Source organism: Rhodococcus sovatensis (assembly GCF_037327425.1).
In the GTDB taxonomy this organism is placed as follows: Bacteria; Actinomycetota; Actinomycetes; order Mycobacteriales; family Mycobacteriaceae; genus Rhodococcoides; species Rhodococcoides sovatense.
Genome location: NZ_CP147846.1, coordinates 4,331,996 through 4,352,889 on the forward strand (window position 1 = coordinate 4,331,996; position 20,894 = coordinate 4,352,889).

Here is a 20,894-nt window from a genome sequence, read left to right on the forward strand (position 1 = left end):
CGCGCTATGTCCAGGCCGTCGACCGATGCTGCGACCAGTGCGCGCCTGAGCAAGCAGCGCCGCCGCGACACCGAACCGGAAGTCGCGCTTCGTCGCGAACTCCACCGCCGCGGGCCCCGGTACTTCGTGGACCGCGCACCCTTCAAGGGCCTGAGGCGTCGGGCAGACCTGGTCTTTCCTCGACGGAAAGTGGCCGTGTACGTGGACGGGTGCTTCTGGCACAGCTGCCCCGAACACGCCACCAAACCCCGCAACAATGCACAGTGGTGGGCAGACAAACTGGCCGCCAACGTCGCCCGCGACCGCAACACCGACGAACGCCTCGAAGCCGAAGGGTGGACGGTCGTGCGGGTGTGGGAACACGAGCCGGTCGCCGATGCAGCAGACAAGGTGCTCCGGGCGCTGGGGTGGTCGGGGGCTGGGTGATCGGGCCCTAATTGGTGACCGAATGTCTGTTTCGGTCACTTCAGGTGAGCGAATGGCTAGTTCAGTCACTCTGAGTGTGCGAATGTCTCATTGGGTCACTTCAGGGAGCGAGTGTCTCATTCGGTCACCCCCGGGCGGAGCGAATGTCTCATTCGGTCACCAGCAGGCAGCCCCCGGGCACACCATGGGAATCGTCCGGTCCAACCACCCCTACTACTGTGGTGCTGGTGGGTCAGGAACGGAGCGCCGGCAGAGCATGGGCACCGTGGACGGCAACCGTGCTTCTGGTCATCGCCGGGGTTCTGTACTCCGCTTGGGTTGCCGAGTTCTTTCTCGACACCGGCCTCGATCCGGCGGTGTCGTTTCTCAGCGAGCTCGATGCAGCGGACCAGCCGTACCGTCACTTCTTCAGCACCGCGGACCTGCTGACCGGAATCATGCTGATCGCAGCGGCGGCCCTGGGTCTCACCGCGTTCATGCGCAGACGACTGACGATCACCGGTTGGATCGCGATCGGAATCTTCGGCGCGGCAACGATCGCTGACTCACAGCTTCCGATCGAATGTGTCGCCGCGAACGACCCGTCCTGCCCTGTCGAGCCGAGTGGGTTGTTCCCGCAGCTACACCACATTCATGCGCTGACCAGCACGATCGCGGTATTCGCTGTCTTCACCGCGATGATCGCGTTCACCGCTGCGGCATACCGCTATCGAACGCTGCCGCTGCTCCGAACCATGGGTCTGACCGTCCTCGCCGTCACGTCACTGGCCACTGCCTGGCTGATGATCGCCGACAACCTGCCCGGCTCGTCCGGTCTCGGGATCGCGCAGCGCATACAGGTCTCCGGGATGTCGGCGTATCTCGTCGTACTCGGGTTGGCAGTTCGGAGCCGCAGAGTACCGCTGACCGGGTAATTTCCTGAGGTATGTCGGGTAAAGATCGAATTCTGAGCTTTCTGAAGACGCATTGGGTACCGATTCTGCTGGTGATCCTCGCGGCAGTGTTCATCGCCGAGAATCGATACAGCACAACCATCGAGCTGTTCTGGCTGAGGATCACCTCGCCACTGTGGCTGATCCTGCTCGTGCTGTTCGCCGTCGGCTTCGCAGCCGGACGCCTGAGTGGTCGACGGAAGCCGGTCAAGAAATAGACTCCCCCATATGTCGTTCACCGCTACCGCCCTCGAGGGCACGAAGACCGAGCAGTACGCGCAACTGACGCAGCAGGCTGCCGCCCTCAGCGCTGGCGAACCGAACCGGATCGCCAACGCCGCGAATATCTCCGCGCTCGTCTACCACGCACTGCCCGACGTCAACTGGGTCGGGTTCTATCTGTTCGACGGCACCGAACTCGTCGTCGGGCCGTTCCAGGGACAACCCGCGTGCGTGCGCATCGCACTCGACAAGGGTGTGTGCGGTGCCGCAGCGACGACCCGCGAGACCCAGCGCATTGCCGACGTCCACGCATTCGAAGGCCACATCGCGTGCGACGGCGCGACCCGATCCGAACTCGTCGTTCCGCTGTACGACGGTGACACCCTCGTCGGCGTCTTCGACCTCGACAGCCCGATCCCGGACCGTTTCGACGCAGACGACCAAGCCGGCCTCGAAGCTATCGCCCGGATCTTCTTGTCACCGGGCCTCTGAGGCCGCCTCGAAGAACCACGCCATCACCAGCGCACCGGGATCTACGACGCCTCGAGCCGCGTCACCTACGTACGACGCGCGGCCTCTGTTGGCGGTAAGTTGCTCGGTTGCCTGAGCCCCGGCTGTCGCGGCAGCGGCTGCGTCGCGTAGACCTTTTTCCAGATCTGTTGCGGCTTCGAGGGCCTCCACTGCCGGGGCGATGGCGTCGACCATCGTCTTGTCGCCGATGCGCGCACCGCCGAGGTCGGTGATGGTGTCCAGACCGCCGCGAGCGGCGGCGGTGATCGATTCGAGGTCCACCGATTCGAGGCAGGTGTAGAACTGCCGGAACCAGATTCCGAACAGTGCGCCGGAGGTTCCTCCTGCGTGCCCCAGGTATGCCTCGGATACTGCCTCGAATACCGTCTGCGCGGAGTAGGTTTCGCGGATGCTGGCGAGGTCGAGCTGTTCCAGGGCCGAGACCATGTTGGTGCCGAAGTCGCCGTCACCTGCGCGCCGGTCCAGTTCGGTCAGCGCGGGTTCTTCGGCGAGCACTCGCTCGACCCACGATGCGATCCAGGAGGATACGAACCTGTCCTGAGATGAATCACTGTCGCTCGGAGCGAAACTCGGACCGAACCGCTCCCGGGCACCCAATGTCGGCGCCTCTTTAGCGAGAGCATTGGGCCATGCGGGCGCGGTGGTGGTCGCGTCCCACAGCTCGAGCATCTCGTCGTCGATGCGCACGAGCGTGATGGACGCACCACCCATGTTCAGCGCGGTGACCAGGCTTCCTACGAGCGGTCGTGCGATGTCTATTCCTTTGTCGGCCAACAGCTCTGCCAACTCTCCATACAACAGGTGCAGCTCCATCGGATGAGTCGCACCGAGCCCGTTCACGAAGGCGATGACGGATTCGCCCCGTTCGAGGCCGAGCGAGTCGACGACCGGCTGGGCCAGCGCCGCAACGATGTCCTGGGCAGACATCTTCGGGACCCGCGTCGTACCTCGTTCGCCGTGAATTCCGATACCGATCTCGATTTCACCGTCGGGCAGGTCGAACGAGAACTCGGTGGATCCGGGCAGCACGGACGGCTGTAGCGCGACGGCCATGCTTCGTGCGTTGGCGGCGACCCGGCGACCGATCTCGACCACCTGCTCCATCGAGTCCCCGCGCTCGGCGGCAGCCCCGCAGATCTTCTCGACGACCACGGTCGCGGCGGTCCCACGCCGACCTGGGCCGTCACCGTCGGCGCGTTCGGTGGCGACATCGTCGTCGACCAGAACGAAATCGGACTCGATACCATCCTCGTGCAACAACTCTCGCGCAATACGAAAGTTCATCACATCGCCGGTGTAGTTCTTGACGATGTGCACCACTCCACCGCCGACGCTGACCGCTCTGGATGCTCGGTGAACCTGCAGCGCGTTCGGCGAGGTGAAGATCAATCCGGGGCACACTCCGGCGAGCATCCCGGCGCCGATGAATCCCGCGTGCATCGGTTCGTGACCGCTGCCTCCGCCCGACAGGAGTGCGACCTGCCCTGCAGGTAGGGGTTCACGTCGCGTCAGGAATCCTGGATCTGCGTGCCACGCGATGTCGCCGGTGGAGGCGATCAAGCCGCGAACGGCATCGGAAACGAAGGTCGAGGCGGAATTGACGAACATGCCTCCACCCTAGCCAGGCATCGTCGGTGGCGGCAGACGGTAGCCGACGGGCGTCGCCGAGAAGTCGATCGGGTTACGCACACCTGCGCTCGCAGCGCCCGGAACCTGCACTCGCGGATTCAATCCCAGCGCTTCCGCGAAGGCGAACGCTTCGTCGAGGGAGTTGACGGGGCCGGCCGGAACGTGGCGTTCAGACAGCGCCCGGTACCAGTCGTCGGCGGATCGGGTCGCAAATCGCGCGGTCAACTCCGAGACCAGGGCATCACGGTTCTGCACGCGCGCCGAGTTGCCGGTGAAGCGCGAGTCGCTTGCCAACCACGGCAGCGAGACGACGTCCGCAAGAGCGGCGAACTGCTTGTCGTTGCCCACTGCGAGGGCGAGCGGACGATCCGCAGTCTCGAAGACCTCGTACGGGACCACCGACGGGTGCTTGTTGCCCATCGCGGTCGGCACGTCTCCGCTGCCGAGGTACGCGGCAGACTGATTGCTGAGCGCGGACAGCACGCACGACATCAAGTTCGTGTGCACGTGTTGGCCGGCGCCTGACTGCGAACGATGATGCAGCGCAGCAAGTATCCCAGCCAGTGCGTGTAGACCTGTGACGATGTCCACCATCGCGACGCCGACCTTGGTCGGAGTCTGTGAGTCGGGCCCGGTGACGCTCATCAGACCTCCGACGGCCTGGACCAGCAGATCGTATCCCGGTAGCGCGGCCCCTCCCCCGGTACCGAATCCGGTGATGGAACAGTAGATCAAACCGGGCCGCTCGGCCGACAGCGCCGCATACCCGAGCCCGAGTTGATCCATGGTTCCCGATCGAAAGTTCTCGATCAGAATGTCTGCACCGGAGATGATCTCGCGAGCCACGGTCAGTCCGGCGTCGGACTTCAGATCGATCGACCTCGAACTCTTGTTTCGGTTCACCGACGCGAAATAGGTTGCGGTTCCGCTCGAATCGTACGGAGGACCCCAGGATCGGGTGTCGTCACCGGCTCCGGGTCGCTCGATCTTGATCACCTCGGCCCCCATGTCGCCGAGCATCATCGTCGCGTACGGGCCGGCGAGAACGCGTGAGAAGTCAGCGACGACGAGCCCTGCCAGCGGACCTTCGGTTCTCGGTGCTTCAGCCATTGCGCCATCGTGGCAGAAGCGGCCGGTTCGTTCATCACCGGCCGACTACGATCCCTCGTTCCCCACATCGGGAACCGTCACTCACCAGGTGGCCAGCTGGCGATTCCAAGGCCCGAACGTGGCCGATCCATACGTCGACATCGACACCGGTGCAGGGCCGGTCACCATCACCTTCAGTACCGACACGGCCCATACACCGAGTCCGTCGTTCGAGATCCCCGCACGATAGACAAGGCCCTCAGGCCAGGGGAACGCCCGTCGCTGCCTCGACCTGCTCTCTCGTCACGCCAGGCGCGAGCTCGGCCAACGCCAATGTCCCGTCGCCCACGACGTCGATGACGGCCAGGTTGGTGACGATTCGGTTCACGACGCCCTGACCCGTCAGTGGCAACGTGCAGGCGTCGAGAATCTTCGGGTTGCCCTCACGGTCGGTGTGTTCCATGACGACGATGACGCGGCGCGCACCGTGCACGAGGTCCATCGCACCGCCCATACCCTTGACCATCTTGCCCGGAACCATCCAGTTCGCAAGATCGCCGGCACGCGATACCTGCATCCCGCCGAGCACTGCGGTGTCGATGTGACCGCCGCGAATCATTCCGAACGACAACGACGAATCGAAGAATGCCGCACCGGAGTTGACGGTGACGGTTTCCTTGCCCGCGTTGATGAGGTTCGCGTCGATGTTCTCCTCGGTCGGGTACGGGCCCGTTCCGAGGATGCCGTTCTCCGAGTGCAGGACGACTCGGACTTCGGACGTCAGATATCCGGGAATCAATGTGGGCAAACCGATTCCGAGATTGACGTATTCACCGTCGACCATCTCGGCCGCTGTCCGCTCGGCCATCTGCTCACGGGTCCAGCCTGCTACCGCTGTGGTCATGCCTGTCCTCCTACGCTGACCGTGCGCTTCTCGATGCGCTTGTCCTGGGGTCCGGTGCTTACGATGCGCTGAACGAAGACACCGGGTAGATGTACTGCACCCGGGTCGATCTCACCGGGCTCGACGAGGCGCTCGACCTGGGCGATGGTGATCTTGCCTGCCATCGCAGCGAGCGGATTGAAGTTCATCGCAGTCTTGTCGAACACCAGATTGCCCTCGGTGTCGCCGACCTCGGCGTGCACCAGCGCGTAGTCGGCGTTGATCGCTTCTTCGAGCACGTAGCGCTTGGCACCGAAGACGCGAGTCTCCTTCGGCGGGGACGAGATCGCGATACTGCCGTCGGTGTTGTACCGCCACGGCATTCCCCCGTCCGCGATGGGGCTTCCCACTCCGGCAGGAGTGAAGAACGCCGGAATCCCGGTGCCGCCGGCGCGCATACGCTCCGCCAGCGTGCCTTGCGGAGTCAATTCGACTTCGAGTTCACCCGCGAGGTACTGCCGAGCGAACTCCTTGTTCTCCCCCACGTACGACGCGGTCACACGTCGGATTCGACCCAGGGCAAGCAGAATTCCCAGGCCGTGGTCGTCGACACCGCAGTTGTTGGAGAACACCTCGAGATCAGTTGCCTCGGTCTCCCCGATCGCCTGGATCAAGGCGTCGGGAATCCCGCAGAGCCCGAAGCCCCCGACCGCCACGCTCGAGCCGTCACCGATGTCTGCCACGGCGGATGCCGCTGACTCGTACACCTTCCCTGCCACTGAAGCCTCCTTCTCTGTCCACACAGCGAACGCGCTGCATCACTGCACTCAGTAGACGTTGAACTGTGGATTGCCGGAAGGGGATGCGGAGAATCGACGCAGAAGTGATCGCATGGCGAACCATCGAAGTTGATGCGTTCATTGAATGGACGCTTGCTACAGTCAGGCCGTGGCCTCGAACGTTCCCCCGAATGTAATAGCCCGCACTGCGGCGCTTCTGCGTGCTGTCGGAGCGGCCGAGCCCGATGGCGGATCCACCACCGAGTTGGCGCGCGCCACACAGCTGGCTCGTCCGACGGCGCATCGCCTTCTGACATCCCTGGCGGACGAGGGGTTTCTCGATCGAGATGCTGCGAGCGGTCGATGGACGCTCGGGCCGGAGATGTACCTGCTCGGATCGGCCGCCGCGGCGGGCCGATACGACATCACCGACCAGGCGCGACGCGTCGTACACACGCTTTCCGCAGTCAGCGGTGAGAGCGCATTTCTATCGGCGCGCCGCGGCGACGAGACAGTGTGTCTGCTTCGCGAAGACGGGAGCTTCCCACTGCGCTCCCACGTCCTGTACGAGGGCATCAGATTTCCGCTCGGAGTGGCATCAGCGGGAATGGTGATACTTGCGCACCTCCCCGATCGCGAGATTGTCGATTATCTGAAGCGAACCGACCTGCAGCCCGAGTGGGGACCGGAGCATTCGCCCGAGGCGTTGACGAGACGAATCGACGCGACCCGCGAAACCGGATATGCCGTCAATCCGGCGCTACTGGTCGAGGGCAGCTGGGGAATCGGAGCGGCGGTGTTCGATCGCACCGGCAAGCCCGCGTGGGCATTGAGCCTGACCGGCGTCGAGACACGATTCCGACCGGAACGCCACAAGGAGCTCGGCACCCTGTTGCTCGAGCAGGCACACATCTTGACCGGCCTTCTTCGACCCGAACGCTGAACACGTAAGACACCCGTCGCGCATGCTCTGGCGCTTCCGCTGCGCGAGAGAAGCATCGGTCTCATACTGATCTGATCTTGCTGCTCGTCCCACGAAAGGCGCATATGGGGATCGGTATCAGTGCGATGGTCGGGTGGGTTCCCGATGACTCGGGACGCGACGCACTTGCGCTCGTCGCGAGGCTTGCGGCCTCGGGTGACGTCGCCGTGCAAGCCTGCACGGTTCTCCCGCAGTCATGGCCGTTTCCGTCGATGGCAAGGGTCGACGCCGAGTACCAGCGCTGGCTCGCCGAGCGGGGCGTCGCCGCCGTGGAGGCTGCGGAGAGCGCGATCAGCGAGTTGGGGCTCACCCCTGCCGACCCCGCCGCGTTCTACACCAGCAACACGGCCGAAAGCGCCGGGCTGAACGAGGCAGCGAAGCAGTACCACGCGGACATCGTCGTACTGGGTTCCACGACAGGCACACCGGGGCGATTCGCACCGGGCAGCACGACCGATTCACTGCTGCATTCCTGTGCCGTGCCGTTGGCGCTGGCACCGATCGGCACCAGAGATTCGGTGAAGTCCCTCGATCGCATCAGCTGCGCCTACGTGGGAACGGCCCAATCGGAGGACGCGTTGCGAACAGCGTCGACTCTTGCCGATGCCTGGTCGCTCCCCCTGCGGCTCATCGCGTTCGCACCCCGCGCCTCCACCACGTTCCCTCCCCTCGGCGGTTACGGCGCCGAGGACGTGGTGAGCGCGCAGTGGAAGGAACAGGCCGACGCTCTTCTCGGACAAGCGCGAGCTGCTCTCGAATCGTCCAGGCCCGGTCTGGTCGTCGAGACTGCAACGGTCGCCGGAAACGGCTGGGAGGCATCCGTCGACGCAGCTGCCTTCACCGACACCGACCTCCTCGTCGTCGGTTCGTCCCGCCTCGGGCCGTTGGCCCGCGTCTTCCTCGGCTCCTCGGCGTCGAAAATCATTCGGTACGCTCGCGTGCCGATGCTCGTCGTACCCCGCGGCAGTTCACTGCGTGCCGGCACCACTACGGAGGATCAATGAGTTCACTGCTGCGGCGCAAACCGATCGGCGACATCGCTGCCCTCGAATCCGACCACGGTGGTACGCAACTGAAGCGGAGCATGAACACGTTCCAGCTGACATGCATCGGCGTCGGCTCGACGGTTGGCACCGGTATCTTCTTCATCTTCAGCAACGCGGTGCCGTTGGCGGGTCCGGCCGTGATCTTCTCGTTCATCCTCGCCGCGATCACCGCGGGACTCACGGCCCTCTGTTATGCGGAATTGGCGTCGAGCATCCCGGCGTCGGGGTCGACGTACACCTACGCGTACACGATTCTCGGTGAGTTCGTCGCGCTGTTGGTCGGTGCGTGTCTCATTCTCGAGTACGGCGTGTCCACAGCTGCCGTGTCGGTGCTGTGGAGTCAGTACCTGAACGATTTGTTGAACCGCCTGTTCGGCTTTCAGATTCCGGACGTGCTGAGCCACGCCCCCGGTGACGGCCTAGGATTCGGGATCAACGTTCCCGCAATCGTTCTGGTCGCCTTGTGCGCCCTGCTGCTCATTCGCGGCACCAGCGAATCCGCTCGCGTCAACGCCATCATGGTGGTCACCAAGATCGGTGTCCTCGCAATGTTCGCCGTGATCGCATTTTTCGGCTTCGACATCTCCAACCTCGAGCCGTTCGCACCCTTCGGTGTTGCGGGTATCGGTGCCGCGTCGGGCATGATCTTCTTCACCTTCATCGGACTCGACGCCGTGTCGACGGCGGGCGAGGAGGTCGAGAATCCGAAAAAGACACTGCCGATCGCGCTCATCACCGCGCTGATCGTCGTCACGGTCATCTACCTGGTCGTCACGTTCGCGGCCATCGGCGCACAGAAGTACACCGAATTCGAAGGCCAGGAAGCCGGACTGTCGGAGATCCTGCAGAACGTCACCGGTTCGGAATGGCCATCGATCATTCTGTCCGCAGGAGCCGTCGTGTCGATCTTCTCGGTCACGCTCGTCACGCTCTACGGTCAGACCCGGGTGCTGTTCGCGATGAGTCGGGACGGCATGATCCCGGAGATCTTCTCCGACGTAAGCCCGAAGACGTTGAGCCCCATCCCCAACACTATCCTCGTGGCCATCGTCGTCGCACTGATGGCGGGGCTGCTGCCGCTCGACTTCCTCGCCGACCTGGTGAGCATGGGGACGCTCGTCGCGTTCACCGTCGTGTCCGCAGGCGTCATCATTCTGCGTAGACGTGAACCCAATCTGGAACGCGGGTTCCGAGTGCCGCTGTACCCCGTGCTGCCGGTTCTATCGATCCTCGCGTGTCTGTACCTGATCTCGACGCTGCACTGGGAGACCTGGCTGCTGTTCGCGATCTGGCTGGCCCTGACAACGGTCCTGTACTTCACCTACTCGCGGCATCATTCTCGCCTGAACGTGTAGGGGCCTGTTTCGGGGCGCTCCGCGCCCAGTGGCACGGTTAAGTGCATTGGGGTGCACTCAACCGCGCCACTGCGGCGGAGCCGCTACTGCACAGGCTTCGCGGATCGGTGCTGCTTCAGCAATTCCCGGTACACCGCAGCGTTGAGCCCGTTGTGGCTCACCTCGTCCTCGGTGAGCTCACGACGAATCTTGGCAGGCACACCCGCAACCAGAGATCGCGGCGGAACCTGCGTGCCTTCGAGGACGAGAGCGCCTGCTGCGACCAAGCTGCCTTCACCGATGACAGCGCCGTTCATGACGATCGCGCCCATGCCGACGAGGCTGCCGTCGCCGATGGTGCACCCGTGCAGCACCGCGTTGTGTCCGACGCTCACATTCTTGCCGACCGTCAACGGGAACCCCGGGTCGACGTGCGCCGCCACGCCGTCCTGAAGATTGCTGCCCTCGCCGATCGTGATGTCCTCGAACTCCGCTCGCACCACGGCGCCGTACCAGATTCCTGACGACGCCTCGACGCGCACGCGACCCACCACCGTCGCGGTGGGAGCAACCCATGCCTCCGGGTCGACCGTCGGGCTTCCGCCTTCGAGCGCCCAGAGCGGTCCTGCGGTCGTCCGATCATCTGTCATAAGTTGCTTCCCTTCATAGGCAGAGCACTCTGCAATCGCTGGAACTGCGCAGTCGACGACACTACCGACCCGACTGCCAACCGGTCTGGGGTGTCGGCTAACCCAAGCCACCCCGCGCCTCGTCGAAGATCAACCACGTTCGGGTCGAGCGCACCCCGTCGAGTGCCTGGAGTCCTTCGAGCACCACGTGCCGCAGGGTTTCGTTGTCCGGGGTGCGCACGAGAACGAGAACGTCGAAATCTCCGCCGAGCAGACTGAAGTGGTCCACGAACTCCATGGACCGCAGCCTGTCAGACACCGAACGCCACGAATCCTGCCTGATCGACATGGCGATGAACGCCGACGTACCGAGGCCCGCCACCGCGTGATCGACCTGAACGGTGAAGCGTTCGATGACTCCTGAATCCCTCAGGCGGTCCACCCTCGTATACGTATGCGCGCGAGACAGATTGAGCCGTTCGGCCAGTACTCGCATCGACACCCGCCCATCGCCCGTCAATTCAGCGAGAATTCGGCGATCCACGTCGTCGAGTTCGACCCGATTTTTCACGTCGTCCATACGTCCGCTCCTACCCGCCCATTCCAGCACTGCACCCGACGATTGTCACAAATTCGGCTCGATTTGCGCCATTCGTCTGCAATCCTACGTCGAATCGACTCATCGATCTCCCATTGCGCCAGAATCGCTGTACCAAGTCGATACCAGGAGAGTGCTCTATGACGACTGTCGAGACGAACGCGGCCGCGTCGTACCAGCGGTTCATGCCTGCCGATCACCCGGTGCAGTATCTGGCGCCCGACGGCACCGACGTCGAGAGCGCAGCACGATACGCACGCACGTCGGATGATCGTTTGCTCGAGATGTACCGCTCGATGGTGCACGGCCGTCGATTCGATCAGCAGGCAACCGCGCTGACCAAGCAGGGAAGACTGGCGGTCTACCCGTCTGCGCGCGGACAGGAAGCGTGCCAGATCGCGGCGGCGCTGTGCCTGGGCCCGCAGGATTGGATGTTCCCGACGTACCGCGACTCGATGGCCCTTGCCGCACGAGGCGTGAACCAGGTCGAACTCCTCGGAATGCTCGCCGGCTACTGGCACTGCGGGTACGACCCGAAGCAGTATCATGTTGCGCCTCAATGCACTCCGCTTGCGACGCAACTGTTGCACGCCACCGGATTCGCATACGCCGAAGCGAAGCAGGGACGCGACACCGTCGCACTGGCTTTCTGCGGCGACGGCGCAACGAGTGAGGGCGACTTCCACGAAGCCCTCAACTTTGCTGCCGTCTTCCGTGCTCCAGTGATATTTCTGGTGCAGAACAACGGGTTTGCGATCAGCGTTCCGCTGGCCCGGCAGAGCGCCGCGCCGTCTCTGGCACACAAGGGCGTCGGCTACGGAATCGGCAGCGAACAGGTGGACGGAAACGATCCGATCGCGATGATGTCCGTCATGGACGAAGCCGTGAATTACGTTCGCGCGGAACGGGGCCCGGTGATCGTCGAAGCACACACCTACCGCATGGACGCACACACCAATGCCGACGATGCCACCAGATACCGCAAGGCCGACGAGGTCGAGGGATGGCTTGCCCGCGATCCACTCAGCCGTCTGGACGCCTACCTCGGCGGCGCGGGCCTTCTGACCGACGAGCTGCGTACCGAGATCACGGTCTCGGCCGACGCCGACGCCGCAGAACTGCGCGCGGGAATGAACGTCGAACAGAGCGTCGACCCGGAGGATCTGTTCCGGTTCGTCTACTCCACCCCCACCCCAGCATTGCTCGACCAGCGCGAGCAGATCGCCGCCGAAATCGCAGCAGGAGAACTGTCATGACCACACTGACCATGGCGGGAGCGCTCAACGCCGCCCTGCGCGACGCCTTGACCGAGGACGAGAAGGTCGTTGTGTTCGGCGAGGATGTCGGAACACTCGGCGGCGTTTTTCGCGTCACCGACGGGTTGATGCGCGATTTCGGCGACGACCGCTGCTTCGACACCCCGCTTGCCGAGTCGGGCATCGTGGGTTTTGCGATCGGAATGGCGATGTCGGGGTACAAGCCGGTCGTCGAGATGCAGTTCGACGCCTTCGCGTACCCGGCCTTCGAACAGATCGTCTCGCACGTAGCCAAATTGCGGAACCGCACCCGTGGATCGTTGACGGCTCCGATGGTGATCCGAATTCCGTTCGCGGGTGGCATCGGTGGCGTCGAGCATCACTGCGACTCCTCAGAGGCGTACTACGCGCACACCCCCGGGCTGAAGGTCGTGGCTCCGTCGACTGTCGCGGACGCGTACTCACTGATGCGCGAGGCGATCGCGGATCCGGACCCGGTGATCTTTCTCGAACCGAAGCGGCTGTACTTCTCCAAGGACGATATCGAGCTGACCAAAAACGAGCCGATCGGTACCGCTGTCGTTCGTCGCCCCGGCACCGATGTGACAGTCCTTGCCTACGGACCTACCGTCTCGGTTGCGTTGCAAGCAGCGGAGTTCGCGGCCGAGGACGGACGGAGCGTCGAGGTTGTCGACCTTCGATTGCTCAGTCCGTTCGACGACGCCACCGTTGCCGCTTCGGTGCGCAAGACCGGCCGGTGCGTCGTGGTTCAGGAAGCCCAGAGTTTCGCCGGAGTGGGTGCCGAGATCGCAGCACGGGTGCAGGAGCGGTGCTTCCATCATCTGCATGCGCCGGTTCTACGGGTCGGTGGGTTGGACATCCCTTATCCCGCACCGAAACTCGAACACTTCCACCTTCCGTCTGCCGATCGAGTCCTCGACGCCATCGAGCGCCTGCAGTGGAACGACACCCCCGACCTCAGCACGGCGGTATCGGTATGACCGAGCAGGTCTTCATGCTTCCCGACCTCGGCGAGGGTCTCACCGACGCCGTCGTCGTCGAATGGAAGGTCAAGGCGGGCGATACCGTCACGATCGATCAGGTCGTCGTCGAGGTAGAGACAGCCAAGGCGTCGGTCGAGGTTCCCTGCCCGTTCGAGGGTGTCGTCTCCGTGCTGCACGGCGCGGAGGGGGACGTGGTGCCGGTCGGGAAACCGCTGATCAGTGTCACTGATGCCGCAAGCACCCCGACAGCGCACGAGCAGTACCGCGAAGAGGAACGCGCCGGCTCGGGAAATGTACTGATTGGTTACGGCACCGGCCACGGGCCCGCAGGACGGCGTCGGCGCCGCGCACACGCATCCGAGGCAGCTACTCCGCAGTGGCACGGTAATGCGTCCCAGGGTGCACATAACCGTGCCACTGGGCCGGAGGCCCAGAACCACACCGCAACCAAAGTGCTCTCACCCATAGTTCGCAAGCTGGCGCTGGACGGCGGGCTCTCGCTGAAGAACATCGAGACCGCAGGGACACACGGCATCATCACCCGAGCCGACGTCGAACGCGCCCTCGCCACCCCCGCACACACCAATGCCGGAATCACCCGCATTCCCATCACGGGCATTCGTAAGACCATCGCGGACAAGCTCTCTCGCAGCCGTGCGGAAATTCCCGAGGCGACCGTCTGGGTCGACGTCGACGCCACCGCGCTCGTCCAGGCACGCCGCGACCTCGACGCCTCCATCGACGGGGTCAAGGTGACGCTGCTGGCGGTGCTGGCGAAGCTGACGATGATCGCGTTGGCCAAGTTCCCGGAGCTCAACAGCACGGTCGATACCGCCGCCGGCGAAATTCTTCGCTACGAGAACGTCGGACTCGGCATTGCCGCGCAGACAGATCGCGGACTGATGGTTCCGGTGGTGCCGCAGGCAGACAAGGCCGATCTGAAGGAACTCTCCGAGCGGTTGGCCGAGCTGACCGAACTCGCACGAACTGGATCGCTTCCCGCAGCACGGCTGAGCGGCGGAACATTCACACTGAACAACTACGGAGTGTTCGGGGTCGACGGTTCCGCTGCGATCATCAATCACCCCGAGGCCGCGATCCTGGGTATCGGACGCATCATCGACCGGCCATGGGTGGTCGACGGCACACTCGCCGTCCGAAAGGTCGCGCAGCTGTCGTTGGCATTCGATCACCGCGTGTGCGACGGCGGAGTGGCGGGCGGGTTCCTGCGAACCGTCGCCGACTACATCGAAAATCCTGTTCTCGCACTGAGCGCCGTCCGATGAGCGATGTCGATATCGTCGTTCTCGGAGGCGGCTCCGGCGGGTACTCCTGTGCTCTGCGCGCCGAACAGCTCGGACTGTCGGTAGCGCTGATCGAGGAAGACAAGCTCGGAGGCACCTGCCTGCATCGGGGATGTATCCCCACCAAGGCTCTGCTGCACACGGCCGAGGTCGCCGACGCGGTGCGCGGCTCGGCGCACGTCGGGGTCACTGCATCGTTGGTCGGTGTGGATATGCCTGCGGCGCTTGACTACCAGCGCAGTGTCGTCGCCGGTCTCTACTCCGGGCTGCAAGGGCTGTTGAAGCGTCCGGGCATCGAAATCGTTTCCGGACGTGGCCAGGTGGTCGGTCCTCGTACCGTCGAGGTGGACGGTCGACGCATCACCGGGGATTCGCTGGTCCTCGCGACTGGGTCGTATTCGCGCACCGTGCCGGGAATCGAACTCGGGCCACGGGTATTCACCAGTGACGACGCGTTGTCGCTCGACCGGGTGCCGGAGTCGGTCGTCGTACTGGGCGGCGGAGTCATCGGAATCGAGTTCGCCAGCATCTGGGCATCGTTCGACGCCAAGGTCACGGTCGTCGAGGCACTCGATCGCATCGTTCCGGGTGAAGACGAATGGTCCTCGAAGCAGTTGACCAAAGCACTACGCAAGCGCGGCATCGACATTCGTACCGGAACCAAAGTCGAGACCGTCACCGAATCTTTCGACGACGTCGCGGTGGCACTGTCATCCGGGGACATCCTCACTGCCGATCTCGTGCTGGTGTCCGTCGGACGCGGACCCCGCACCGAGGGTCTCGGTCTGGCCGAGCAGGGCATCGCCACCGAGCGCGGTTTCGTCACTGTCGACGACAATCTGCTCACCAGCGCCGATGGCGTCTATGCCGTCGGCGACATTGTGCCCGGTTACCAACTGGCACATCGCGGTTTTCAGCACGGCATGTTCGTCGCCGAGCACATCGCCGGCCTCGCACCTGCGCGCATCGACGGTGATCTCGTTCCACGCGTGACCTATTCGCATCCGGAGGTGGCGTCGGTGGGACTCACCGAGAAGGCAGCGGAGGAGAAGTACGGCACCGTGACGTCGATGGTCTACGACCTGGGCGGCAACGGCAAGAGCCGGATTCTCTCCACCGCAGGCGGAGTCAAGGTGATCCGCGCACGCGAGGACGGCCCGGTCGTCGGCGTCCATCTTGTCGGCGACCGGGTGGGTGAATTGATCGGCGAGGCGCAACTCGCGGTCGCATGGGAGGCACTGCCGTCGGAGGTCGGCAGCTTCGTCCACGCCCACCCCACGCAGAACGAGGCACTCGGTGAAGCGATGATGGCACTGTCCGGACGGCCGTTGCACGCGCACAGCTGAACACGAGGCGTCGGCGAACGCGTTGCCCGATCTTACTTCGGCGACAGTCACCCGAACGAGGTCAACCTCCTTCAGAGCTCTGCGGTCACACAGCCGTGGACTAGAGCGTGTCTCCCAAATTTGAGAGGTGCTGTCAGCGATGATATTTCGATGACGCGCGTGGGAGTGATCAGTGACGAGTTCTGGGAGATCGTCGAGCCAGTGATACCCACCGACGTGGGAAAACGTGGGCGGCGGTTCGCCGAGCACCGGCGAATTCTGGAGGGCATCGCATACCGATTCCGTACCGGGTGTCCGTGGCGAGATCTGCCGGAGGACTTCGGTCCGTGGCAGACGGTGTGGAAACGCCACCACCGATGGTCCTTCGATGGCACCTACGACGAGATGCTTGCCGCGGTGGCCGAGGTGTTCGGTCTCGACCCGGAAGAACTCGACGGCGATATCGGGGCGGTGCTCTCGATCGACTCGACCAGCGTCCGGGCGCATCAGCATGCGGCCGGTGCGCGAGCCGACACTCTCACAGGGGGCCTTGTCGAATTACAAGAAATCCGTCGACGAACCCGCTGACCACGCGCTGGGTCGATCTCGCGGAGGATTCACCACGAAGATCCATGCACTGACCGACCTGACGTGCTCGCCGGTGACGATGCTGCTGACCGGTGGGCAAGCCGGGGACAATCCACAGTTGGTGCCGTTGCTCGATGCCCACCGAGCTGCCGGTGGGGACCAGGACTACCGATTGCTCGCCGACAAGGCGTACACCCATCCCAGTACCCGCACCGAACTGCGTCGCCGCAAGATCAAACACACCATTCCCGAGCGCAGCGACCAGAAGCAGCGACGGGCCGACAAGGGGTCCGCCGGTGGTCGTCCACCGGGTTTCGATCCGACGATGTACAAGCACCGCAACACCGTCGAGCGTGGCTTCGGGCGGCTCAAACAGTGGCGTGGTGTGGCCACTCGATATGACAAGTACGCCATGACATTCCTCGGGGGCGTTGTCCTGTGCGCGGCAGTTCTGCACTCCCGCAACCACAACCACCGCCCGGCGATGAAAACGAAAACGGACCCAATTTAAGAGACACGCTCTAGGAGTCAGGGTAGTTGACTGCCCCTGATAAAGACGGACAGAGCCGCACCACCGCAGATCGGCGCAGCTCGACTATCACCGGACACATGCGGTCTGTCGCGAGTGAGTAATTTGTGATCAACTCGAGCGCATGAACCACGAACCGCTTCTCATGGACCTGAGATCAGCGTCGTTGCCTGCCTCAGACGCAGATGTCCGCGCGTGGGCGAGCGGCAGACGTGTGTTCGTCTCGAGCCTCATTACCGACATGCCAAACGAACGCGCAGCTGTACGAGCGGCCATCGAGGATGTTGGCGCGACACCGGTGATGTTCGAGGAGGAGCTCGGAGCCCAAGACATCTCCGCCGAACAGGCCTATCTCGCTGGGGTACGCAGTTCTGCGATCTATGTCGGCATGTGGGGCCCCCGCTACGGCGTCAGGATGGCCGACGGGTTCTCAGCAACACACGCCGAATTCCTCGAATCTGAGCGTCACGGACTGAGGCTATGCCTCTTCGTGCAAGAGGGCGGTGACATGGACGGGCATCAACGCGATCTCGTCCAAAGTGCCCGCAATCTGTACACCACTAGTGCGTGGTCTGAACCCGACGACCTTCGCAAACGCGTCCATCGGCGGCTGCAGGACCTTGCGGCAGAAGAACTCGCACCGTGGGTGCGAGTGGGACGGGCAGTCTTCAGATCCCGCGAGATCACCAACGACGGCAGGACTGTCACCATCGATGCCTCGGTACACAGCGACGCCGTTCATTCCGAGCTCGTTCGCCTTCGCGACAGTCGAGCCGGGGAAATCCCCTTGGCGATCCCCGGTTATGCCCTGACGACTCGAGTCGATACCCTGTCGACCCGTACCGTCTCAACCATCGGCCACCACGAGAACCTGGCACTCACCATCCAGGAGAATCGCGGATCAACAATGCGCGGGATGACTGTCAATGGGATCCCCGCTGCCGAGATTAGTCGACGCGCGTTGTCCGACGGTTTGTTCGGCACAGCACTGCTATCCGAGCAGACGCACTTCTTCGTTCAAACCCCCGTCGACCCGCTGGGCCCGCTTCGCGGGTCGGCACTCGACGACGCGGTGCTCCGCCCAGTAGCACGACTGCTGTTCGAGGAGCGACTCATCCGCGACCAAATCGCATCCCGCGTCTCGTTCTTCGCCTTCGGCCCATCGCACCAGGGCGCGCGGCGACTACGAGCCTCCTGGACACCGCCCGCGGTGTATGGCAACGAACCAGAACCCGGCTCGGTGGACATAGACGGCATCACGACCGATCTCTGAGAGCTGGCGACACTTGATGACGTTGGTTACGTGAGAGGCTTTCTGGATGTCGTTGATCGAGTGGACACGATTGCCGGGTGAAACGGTGGAGGACGCCGTCGCGATGCTTCTGTGTAGTGAAAACTTCGAAGCTACCCAGGTACGACCAGGACGCGGTGACGGTGGCATCGATGTCTTCGTGCCAACCGCGCCAAATTTCTCGGGTCGTGATGTATACCAAGTTAAACGGTACGCAGAGAATTTAAACAGCAGTCAACAGCGCAAAATTCGCCGGTCGCTGAATCAGGTTGTGGAAACAGCAAAGAAGCAAGGCTGGACAATTACGTCGTGGTGGTTGGTTCTACCTTTGAATCCCACGCCGGGGAATATTGCATGGTTTGCAAAGATGACGAAAGAGCTCCCGTTTAAAACTCACTGGGTAGGCCTTAATCGCATCGAGTTTTTGGCAGCGTCACATCCTCAGGTGGTTGATTATTACTTGCGTGACGGACGCGCGCGCCTGCAGGAGCAGACGGATCGTCTTGTTGGCCTACTTTCTGGACGGCACGATCGAAGCAAGGGCGACCCGATGGCCCCCATCGACATCATCGACGACGTTAGAGATGTGTATCGCCTAATCAACCAATATGACCCGTTCTATCGATACGAGCTTTCGCTCACCGCCGAGCCTCCAAGTCAATCCATTGCAGAATCATCTCCGCCAGGCTTAGTTGCGGTAGCGGGATATGGTTCAAACGATGGGTGGGTTAATGTCAGCATAATCGCTAGATCGCTCGCAGCGACAATCGAAAAGCCGGTGACGGGACATTTTACCGTTTCCATACAAGGTGACGATTCCGCGCTTTCCGATTTCCGCAAGTTTGTCGAATACGGAACTCCAGTCGCTTTGCCAGCCGGATTCGCTAAGGTGAAATTGGATCTCCCTGGAGGACTCGGCGGTCACGAGATGGATGGATTATTAAGGCTCTCCCCGGCGACCTCGGGGCTTGAGAACGTGACCGAGCGAGAATTGATCATCGCGATGTTGACTCCCGAAAGTAGACCTCTTGCAGAACTGGAACTAAGCCTAATGGAAGTTACTGAAGGCATAGAGGGTGGTCGGCGAACAGTATGGATCGATTCTCCAGGATTCGTGGAGATTGAAATGCTCTCTAAGAAATATCCTGAAATAACGCTGAACTTCAAAATTTCTGTGGATGTGGGCGGTAAGCGCCCTGACGATATAGTAAGCAGTCTGGAGTTTCTCGCAAATTTGCACGGGTCCAATATCATGGGTCTAGCCCAGGCGTTTGGTCCGCGCAAATTTACTGTTGGAACTATTGACAGTGAACGGGAGCAAGACCCGGACTTCTCTAGATTCGCCAAGCTAGCTAAGGCCATTCGCTCGTTGCAAAAACACACTTCGGATCGCCTGCTGTTCCCCAGAGTATTCACCGGGGAACAGGCGTTAGCCATATTGGAAGCCGACAGGATCATGTCTGGCGAATCGGTAACAGCGACGTGGTCAGGTTTTAAAGTGGACCGAGATCCAAGCTCGGATCCTTCCGAGTGGGTGAAATTTGAGGTGGGTGATGAAGCCGAACTGCGACTGATTCGTGATATCAACTTTGAGTTGGACGGCCAGACATACGTAGTTGGAAAGCAGGCAGCTCTAATGAGAGGTGTGGTTTCAGAAGTGACTGCGGAGTCTGTTCGCTTCGAACCGTTAGACAAGGAAGATCAAGCAACCTTGGTGCGCTTCGATGGTGAAGCAGATACGGGGCGGGTCCATTCACGGCGGGTGGACGAGAAGTGAAGTAGATGACCTGTGACTGCATTCAGCTCGATTGTTTCCGAGCTTTAGCCGCACCCACGCACTCGGCAGACGGTTGCCAATCGCGAACGACGCTTACCGTCTAGAGCGTGTCTCTTAAATTGGGTCCGTTTTCGTTTTCATCGCCGGGCGGTGGTTGTGGTTGCGGGAGTGCAGAACTGCCGCGCACAGGACAACGCCCCCGAGGAATGTCATGGCGTACTTGTCATATCGAGTGGCCACACCACGCCACTGTTTGAGCCGCCCGAAGCCACGCTCGACGGTGTTGCGGTGCTTGTACATCGTCGGATCGAAACCCGGTGGACGACCACCGGCGGACCCCTTGTCGGCCCGTCGCTGCTTCTGGTCGCTGCGCTCGGGAATGGTGTGTTTGATCTTGCGGCGACGCAGTTCGGTGCGGGTACTGGGATGGGTGTACGCCTTGTCGGCGAGCAATCGGTAGTCCTGGTCCCCACCGGCAGCTCGGTGGGCATCGAGCAACGGCACCAACTGTGGATTGTCCCCGGCTTGCCCACCGGTCAGCAGCATCGTCACCGGCGAGCACGTCAGGTCGGTCAGTGCATGGATCTTCGTGGTGAATCCTCCGCGAGATCTGTCGTCTGCCATGAGCATGGGACCAGCTTGACCTGATTTTGCCAGGGTGATGGGACCACCTGGATTGCCAGTTATGGGACCACCGGCGCGCCTTGCCGGTGGTCTCGTCGTTTGCTCGTTCGATCGTC

General features: G+C 62.6%; 19 protein-coding genes and 2 pseudogenes. 14 read left to right on the forward strand and 7 right to left on the reverse strand.

Features of this window, described 5'->3' with window-relative positions; genetic code table 11:
* The first annotated feature begins 6 nt into the window (after positions 1–6).
* The 4 genes from WDS16_RS20220 (at position 7) to WDS16_RS20235 (ending at position 2,072) form a co-directional block, all read left to right on the forward strand.
* On the forward strand, positions 7–426 hold the full coding sequence (locus WDS16_RS20220) for a very short patch repair endonuclease (protein WP_338887165.1): 420 nt from the start codon (positions 7–9) through the stop codon (positions 424–426).
* A gap of 227 nt (positions 427–653) precedes the next feature.
* A complete protein-coding gene (locus WDS16_RS20225; RefSeq protein ID WP_338887166.1) occupies positions 654–1,340 on the forward strand; it encodes a DUF998 domain-containing protein in 687 nt (228 codons plus the stop codon).
* Between the two features lie 11 nt (positions 1,341–1,351).
* On the forward strand, positions 1,352–1,576 hold the full coding sequence (locus WDS16_RS20230; RefSeq protein WP_068375132.1) for a hypothetical protein: 225 nt from the start codon (positions 1,352–1,354) through the stop codon (positions 1,574–1,576).
* Positions 1,577–1,586: 10 nt separating this feature from the next.
* Positions 1,587–2,072, forward strand: coding sequence for a GAF domain-containing protein (locus tag WDS16_RS20235; RefSeq protein WP_338887169.1), 486 nt, complete (start codon positions 1,587–1,589; stop codon positions 2,070–2,072).
* On the opposite strand, the gene WDS16_RS20240 is transcribed toward WDS16_RS20235, so the two are convergent.
* The 4 genes from WDS16_RS20240 to WDS16_RS20255 form a co-directional block, all read right to left on the reverse strand.
* The gene (locus WDS16_RS20240; protein WP_338887170.1) at positions 2,058–3,719 is read right to left on the reverse strand and encodes a dihydroxyacetone kinase family protein; all 1,662 of its coding nucleotides are present in this window, start codon (positions 3,717–3,719) and stop codon (positions 2,058–2,060) included. The genes WDS16_RS20235 and WDS16_RS20240 overlap by 15 nt on opposite strands.
* Before the next feature lie 9 nt (positions 3,720–3,728).
* Positions 3,729–4,850, reverse strand: a complete 1,122-nt coding sequence (locus tag WDS16_RS20245) for a CaiB/BaiF CoA-transferase family protein (RefSeq protein ID WP_338887172.1) — start codon at positions 4,848–4,850, stop codon at positions 3,729–3,731.
* A 238-nt stretch (positions 4,851–5,088) separates the two neighbouring features.
* Complete coding sequence (locus WDS16_RS20250) at positions 5,089–5,733, reverse strand: 3-oxoacid CoA-transferase subunit B (protein ID WP_338887173.1); 645 nt, start codon at positions 5,731–5,733, stop codon at positions 5,089–5,091.
* The gene (locus tag WDS16_RS20255; protein ID WP_338887175.1) at positions 5,730–6,491 is read right to left on the reverse strand and encodes a CoA transferase subunit A; all 762 of its coding nucleotides are present in this window, start codon (positions 6,489–6,491) and stop codon (positions 5,730–5,732) included. Before WDS16_RS20255 ends, WDS16_RS20250 begins: the two co-directional genes overlap by 4 nt.
* Positions 6,492–6,660: 169 nt before the next feature.
* On the opposite strand from WDS16_RS20255, the gene WDS16_RS20260 reads away from it, so the two are divergent.
* The 3 genes from WDS16_RS20260 to WDS16_RS20270 all read left to right on the forward strand — a co-directional run bounded on the left by WDS16_RS20260 (position 6,661) and on the right by WDS16_RS20270 (position 9,874).
* The gene (locus tag WDS16_RS20260) at positions 6,661–7,434 is read left to right on the forward strand and encodes an IclR family transcriptional regulator (protein ID WP_338887176.1); all 774 of its coding nucleotides are present in this window, start codon (positions 6,661–6,663) and stop codon (positions 7,432–7,434) included.
* A gap of 104 nt (positions 7,435–7,538) precedes the next feature.
* Positions 7,539–8,477, forward strand: coding sequence for a universal stress protein (locus WDS16_RS20265; RefSeq protein ID WP_338887178.1), 939 nt, complete (start codon positions 7,539–7,541; stop codon positions 8,475–8,477).
* Positions 8,474–9,874: an amino acid permease gene (locus WDS16_RS20270; protein ID WP_338887180.1), complete on the forward strand. Its 1,401-nt coding sequence runs from the start codon at positions 8,474–8,476 to the stop codon at positions 9,872–9,874. The genes WDS16_RS20265 and WDS16_RS20270 overlap by 4 nt, the downstream gene beginning before the upstream one ends.
* A gap of 83 nt (positions 9,875–9,957) precedes the next feature.
* Here the strand turns inward: WDS16_RS20270 and WDS16_RS20275 are convergent, their stop codons facing one another.
* Both WDS16_RS20275 and WDS16_RS20280 read right to left on the reverse strand, forming a co-directional pair.
* The gene (locus tag WDS16_RS20275; RefSeq protein WP_338887182.1) at positions 9,958–10,503 is read right to left on the reverse strand and encodes a gamma carbonic anhydrase family protein; all 546 of its coding nucleotides are present in this window, start codon (positions 10,501–10,503) and stop codon (positions 9,958–9,960) included.
* Between the two features lie 97 nt (positions 10,504–10,600).
* The gene (locus WDS16_RS20280) at positions 10,601–11,062 is read right to left on the reverse strand and encodes an Lrp/AsnC family transcriptional regulator (RefSeq protein ID WP_338887183.1); all 462 of its coding nucleotides are present in this window, start codon (positions 11,060–11,062) and stop codon (positions 10,601–10,603) included.
* Between the two features lie 158 nt (positions 11,063–11,220).
* Between WDS16_RS20280 and WDS16_RS20285 the strand changes: the two genes are divergently transcribed.
* The 7 genes and pseudogenes from WDS16_RS20285 to WDS16_RS20315 all read left to right on the forward strand — a co-directional run bounded on the left by WDS16_RS20285 (position 11,221) and on the right by WDS16_RS20315 (position 20,154).
* Complete coding sequence (locus WDS16_RS20285) at positions 11,221–12,336, forward strand: thiamine pyrophosphate-dependent dehydrogenase E1 component subunit alpha (protein ID WP_338887185.1); 1,116 nt, start codon at positions 11,221–11,223, stop codon at positions 12,334–12,336.
* The gene (locus WDS16_RS20290) at positions 12,333–13,337 is read left to right on the forward strand and encodes an alpha-ketoacid dehydrogenase subunit beta (RefSeq protein WP_338887188.1); all 1,005 of its coding nucleotides are present in this window, start codon (positions 12,333–12,335) and stop codon (positions 13,335–13,337) included. Before WDS16_RS20285 ends, WDS16_RS20290 begins: the two co-directional genes overlap by 4 nt.
* Entirely contained in the window at positions 13,334–14,626 is a 1,293-nt protein-coding gene (locus tag WDS16_RS20295; protein WP_338887190.1) for a dihydrolipoamide acetyltransferase family protein, read from the forward strand. Before WDS16_RS20290 ends, WDS16_RS20295 begins: the two co-directional genes overlap by 4 nt.
* Positions 14,623–15,990, forward strand: coding sequence for a dihydrolipoyl dehydrogenase (gene lpdA / locus WDS16_RS20300; protein WP_338887192.1), 1,368 nt, complete (start codon positions 14,623–14,625; stop codon positions 15,988–15,990). Before WDS16_RS20295 ends, lpdA begins: the two co-directional genes overlap by 4 nt.
* Positions 15,991–16,140: 150 nt before the next feature.
* Positions 16,141–17,068, forward strand: a pseudogene (locus tag WDS16_RS20305) (IS5 family transposase).
* Between the two features lie 142 nt (positions 17,069–17,210).
* Positions 17,211–18,359 (forward strand): DUF4062 domain-containing protein, encoded by a 1,149-nt coding sequence (locus tag WDS16_RS20310; protein WP_338887194.1) that lies wholly within the window; start codon positions 17,211–17,213, stop codon positions 18,357–18,359.
* Between the two features lie 46 nt (positions 18,360–18,405).
* Positions 18,406–20,154, forward strand: a complete 1,749-nt coding sequence (locus WDS16_RS20315) for a restriction endonuclease (protein WP_338887196.1) — start codon at positions 18,406–18,408, stop codon at positions 20,152–20,154.
* Positions 20,155–20,268: 114 nt separating this feature from the next.
* On the opposite strand, the pseudogene WDS16_RS20320 reads toward WDS16_RS20315, so the two are convergent.
* Positions 20,269–20,853, reverse strand: a pseudogene (locus WDS16_RS20320) (IS5 family transposase); the annotation flags it as partial.
* Positions 20,854–20,894 lie beyond the last annotated feature (41 nt).

Bases quoted from the DNA above. Each gene is read 5' to 3' on its own strand.
- WDS16_RS20220 (WP_338887165.1), top strand. From the start codon at position 7: ATGTCCAGGCCGTCGACCGATGCTGCGACCAGTGCGCGCCTGAGCAAG.
- WDS16_RS20230 (WP_068375132.1), top strand. From the start codon at position 1,352: ATGTCGGGTAAAGATCGAATTCTGAGCTTTCTGAAGACGCATTGGGTA.
- WDS16_RS20235 (WP_338887169.1), top strand. From the start codon at position 1,587: ATGTCGTTCACCGCTACCGCCCTCGAGGGCACGAAGACCGAGCAGTAC.
- WDS16_RS20240 (WP_338887170.1), bottom strand. From the start codon at position 3,719: ATGTTCGTCAATTCCGCCTCGACCTTCGTTTCCGATGCCGTTCGCGGC.
- WDS16_RS20245 (WP_338887172.1), bottom strand. From the start codon at position 4,850: ATGGCTGAAGCACCGAGAACCGAAGGTCCGCTGGCAGGGCTCGTCGTC.
- WDS16_RS20250 (WP_338887173.1), bottom strand. From the start codon at position 5,733: ATGACCACAGCGGTAGCAGGCTGGACCCGTGAGCAGATGGCCGAGCGG.
- WDS16_RS20265 (WP_338887178.1), top strand. From the start codon at position 7,539: ATGGGGATCGGTATCAGTGCGATGGTCGGGTGGGTTCCCGATGACTCG.
- WDS16_RS20270 (WP_338887180.1), top strand. From the start codon at position 8,474: ATGAGTTCACTGCTGCGGCGCAAACCGATCGGCGACATCGCTGCCCTC.
- WDS16_RS20275 (WP_338887182.1), bottom strand. From the start codon at position 10,503: ATGACAGATGATCGGACGACCGCAGGACCGCTCTGGGCGCTCGAAGGC.
- WDS16_RS20280 (WP_338887183.1), bottom strand. From the start codon at position 11,062: ATGGACGACGTGAAAAATCGGGTCGAACTCGACGACGTGGATCGCCGA.
- WDS16_RS20285 (WP_338887185.1), top strand. From the start codon at position 11,221: ATGACGACTGTCGAGACGAACGCGGCCGCGTCGTACCAGCGGTTCATG.
- WDS16_RS20290 (WP_338887188.1), top strand. From the start codon at position 12,333: ATGACCACACTGACCATGGCGGGAGCGCTCAACGCCGCCCTGCGCGAC.
- WDS16_RS20295 (WP_338887190.1), top strand. From the start codon at position 13,334: ATGACCGAGCAGGTCTTCATGCTTCCCGACCTCGGCGAGGGTCTCACC.
- lpdA (WP_338887192.1), top strand. From the start codon at position 14,623: ATGAGCGATGTCGATATCGTCGTTCTCGGAGGCGGCTCCGGCGGGTAC.
- WDS16_RS20310 (WP_338887194.1), top strand. From the start codon at position 17,211: ATGAACCACGAACCGCTTCTCATGGACCTGAGATCAGCGTCGTTGCCT.
- WDS16_RS20315 (WP_338887196.1), top strand. From the start codon at position 18,406: ATGTCGTTGATCGAGTGGACACGATTGCCGGGTGAAACGGTGGAGGAC.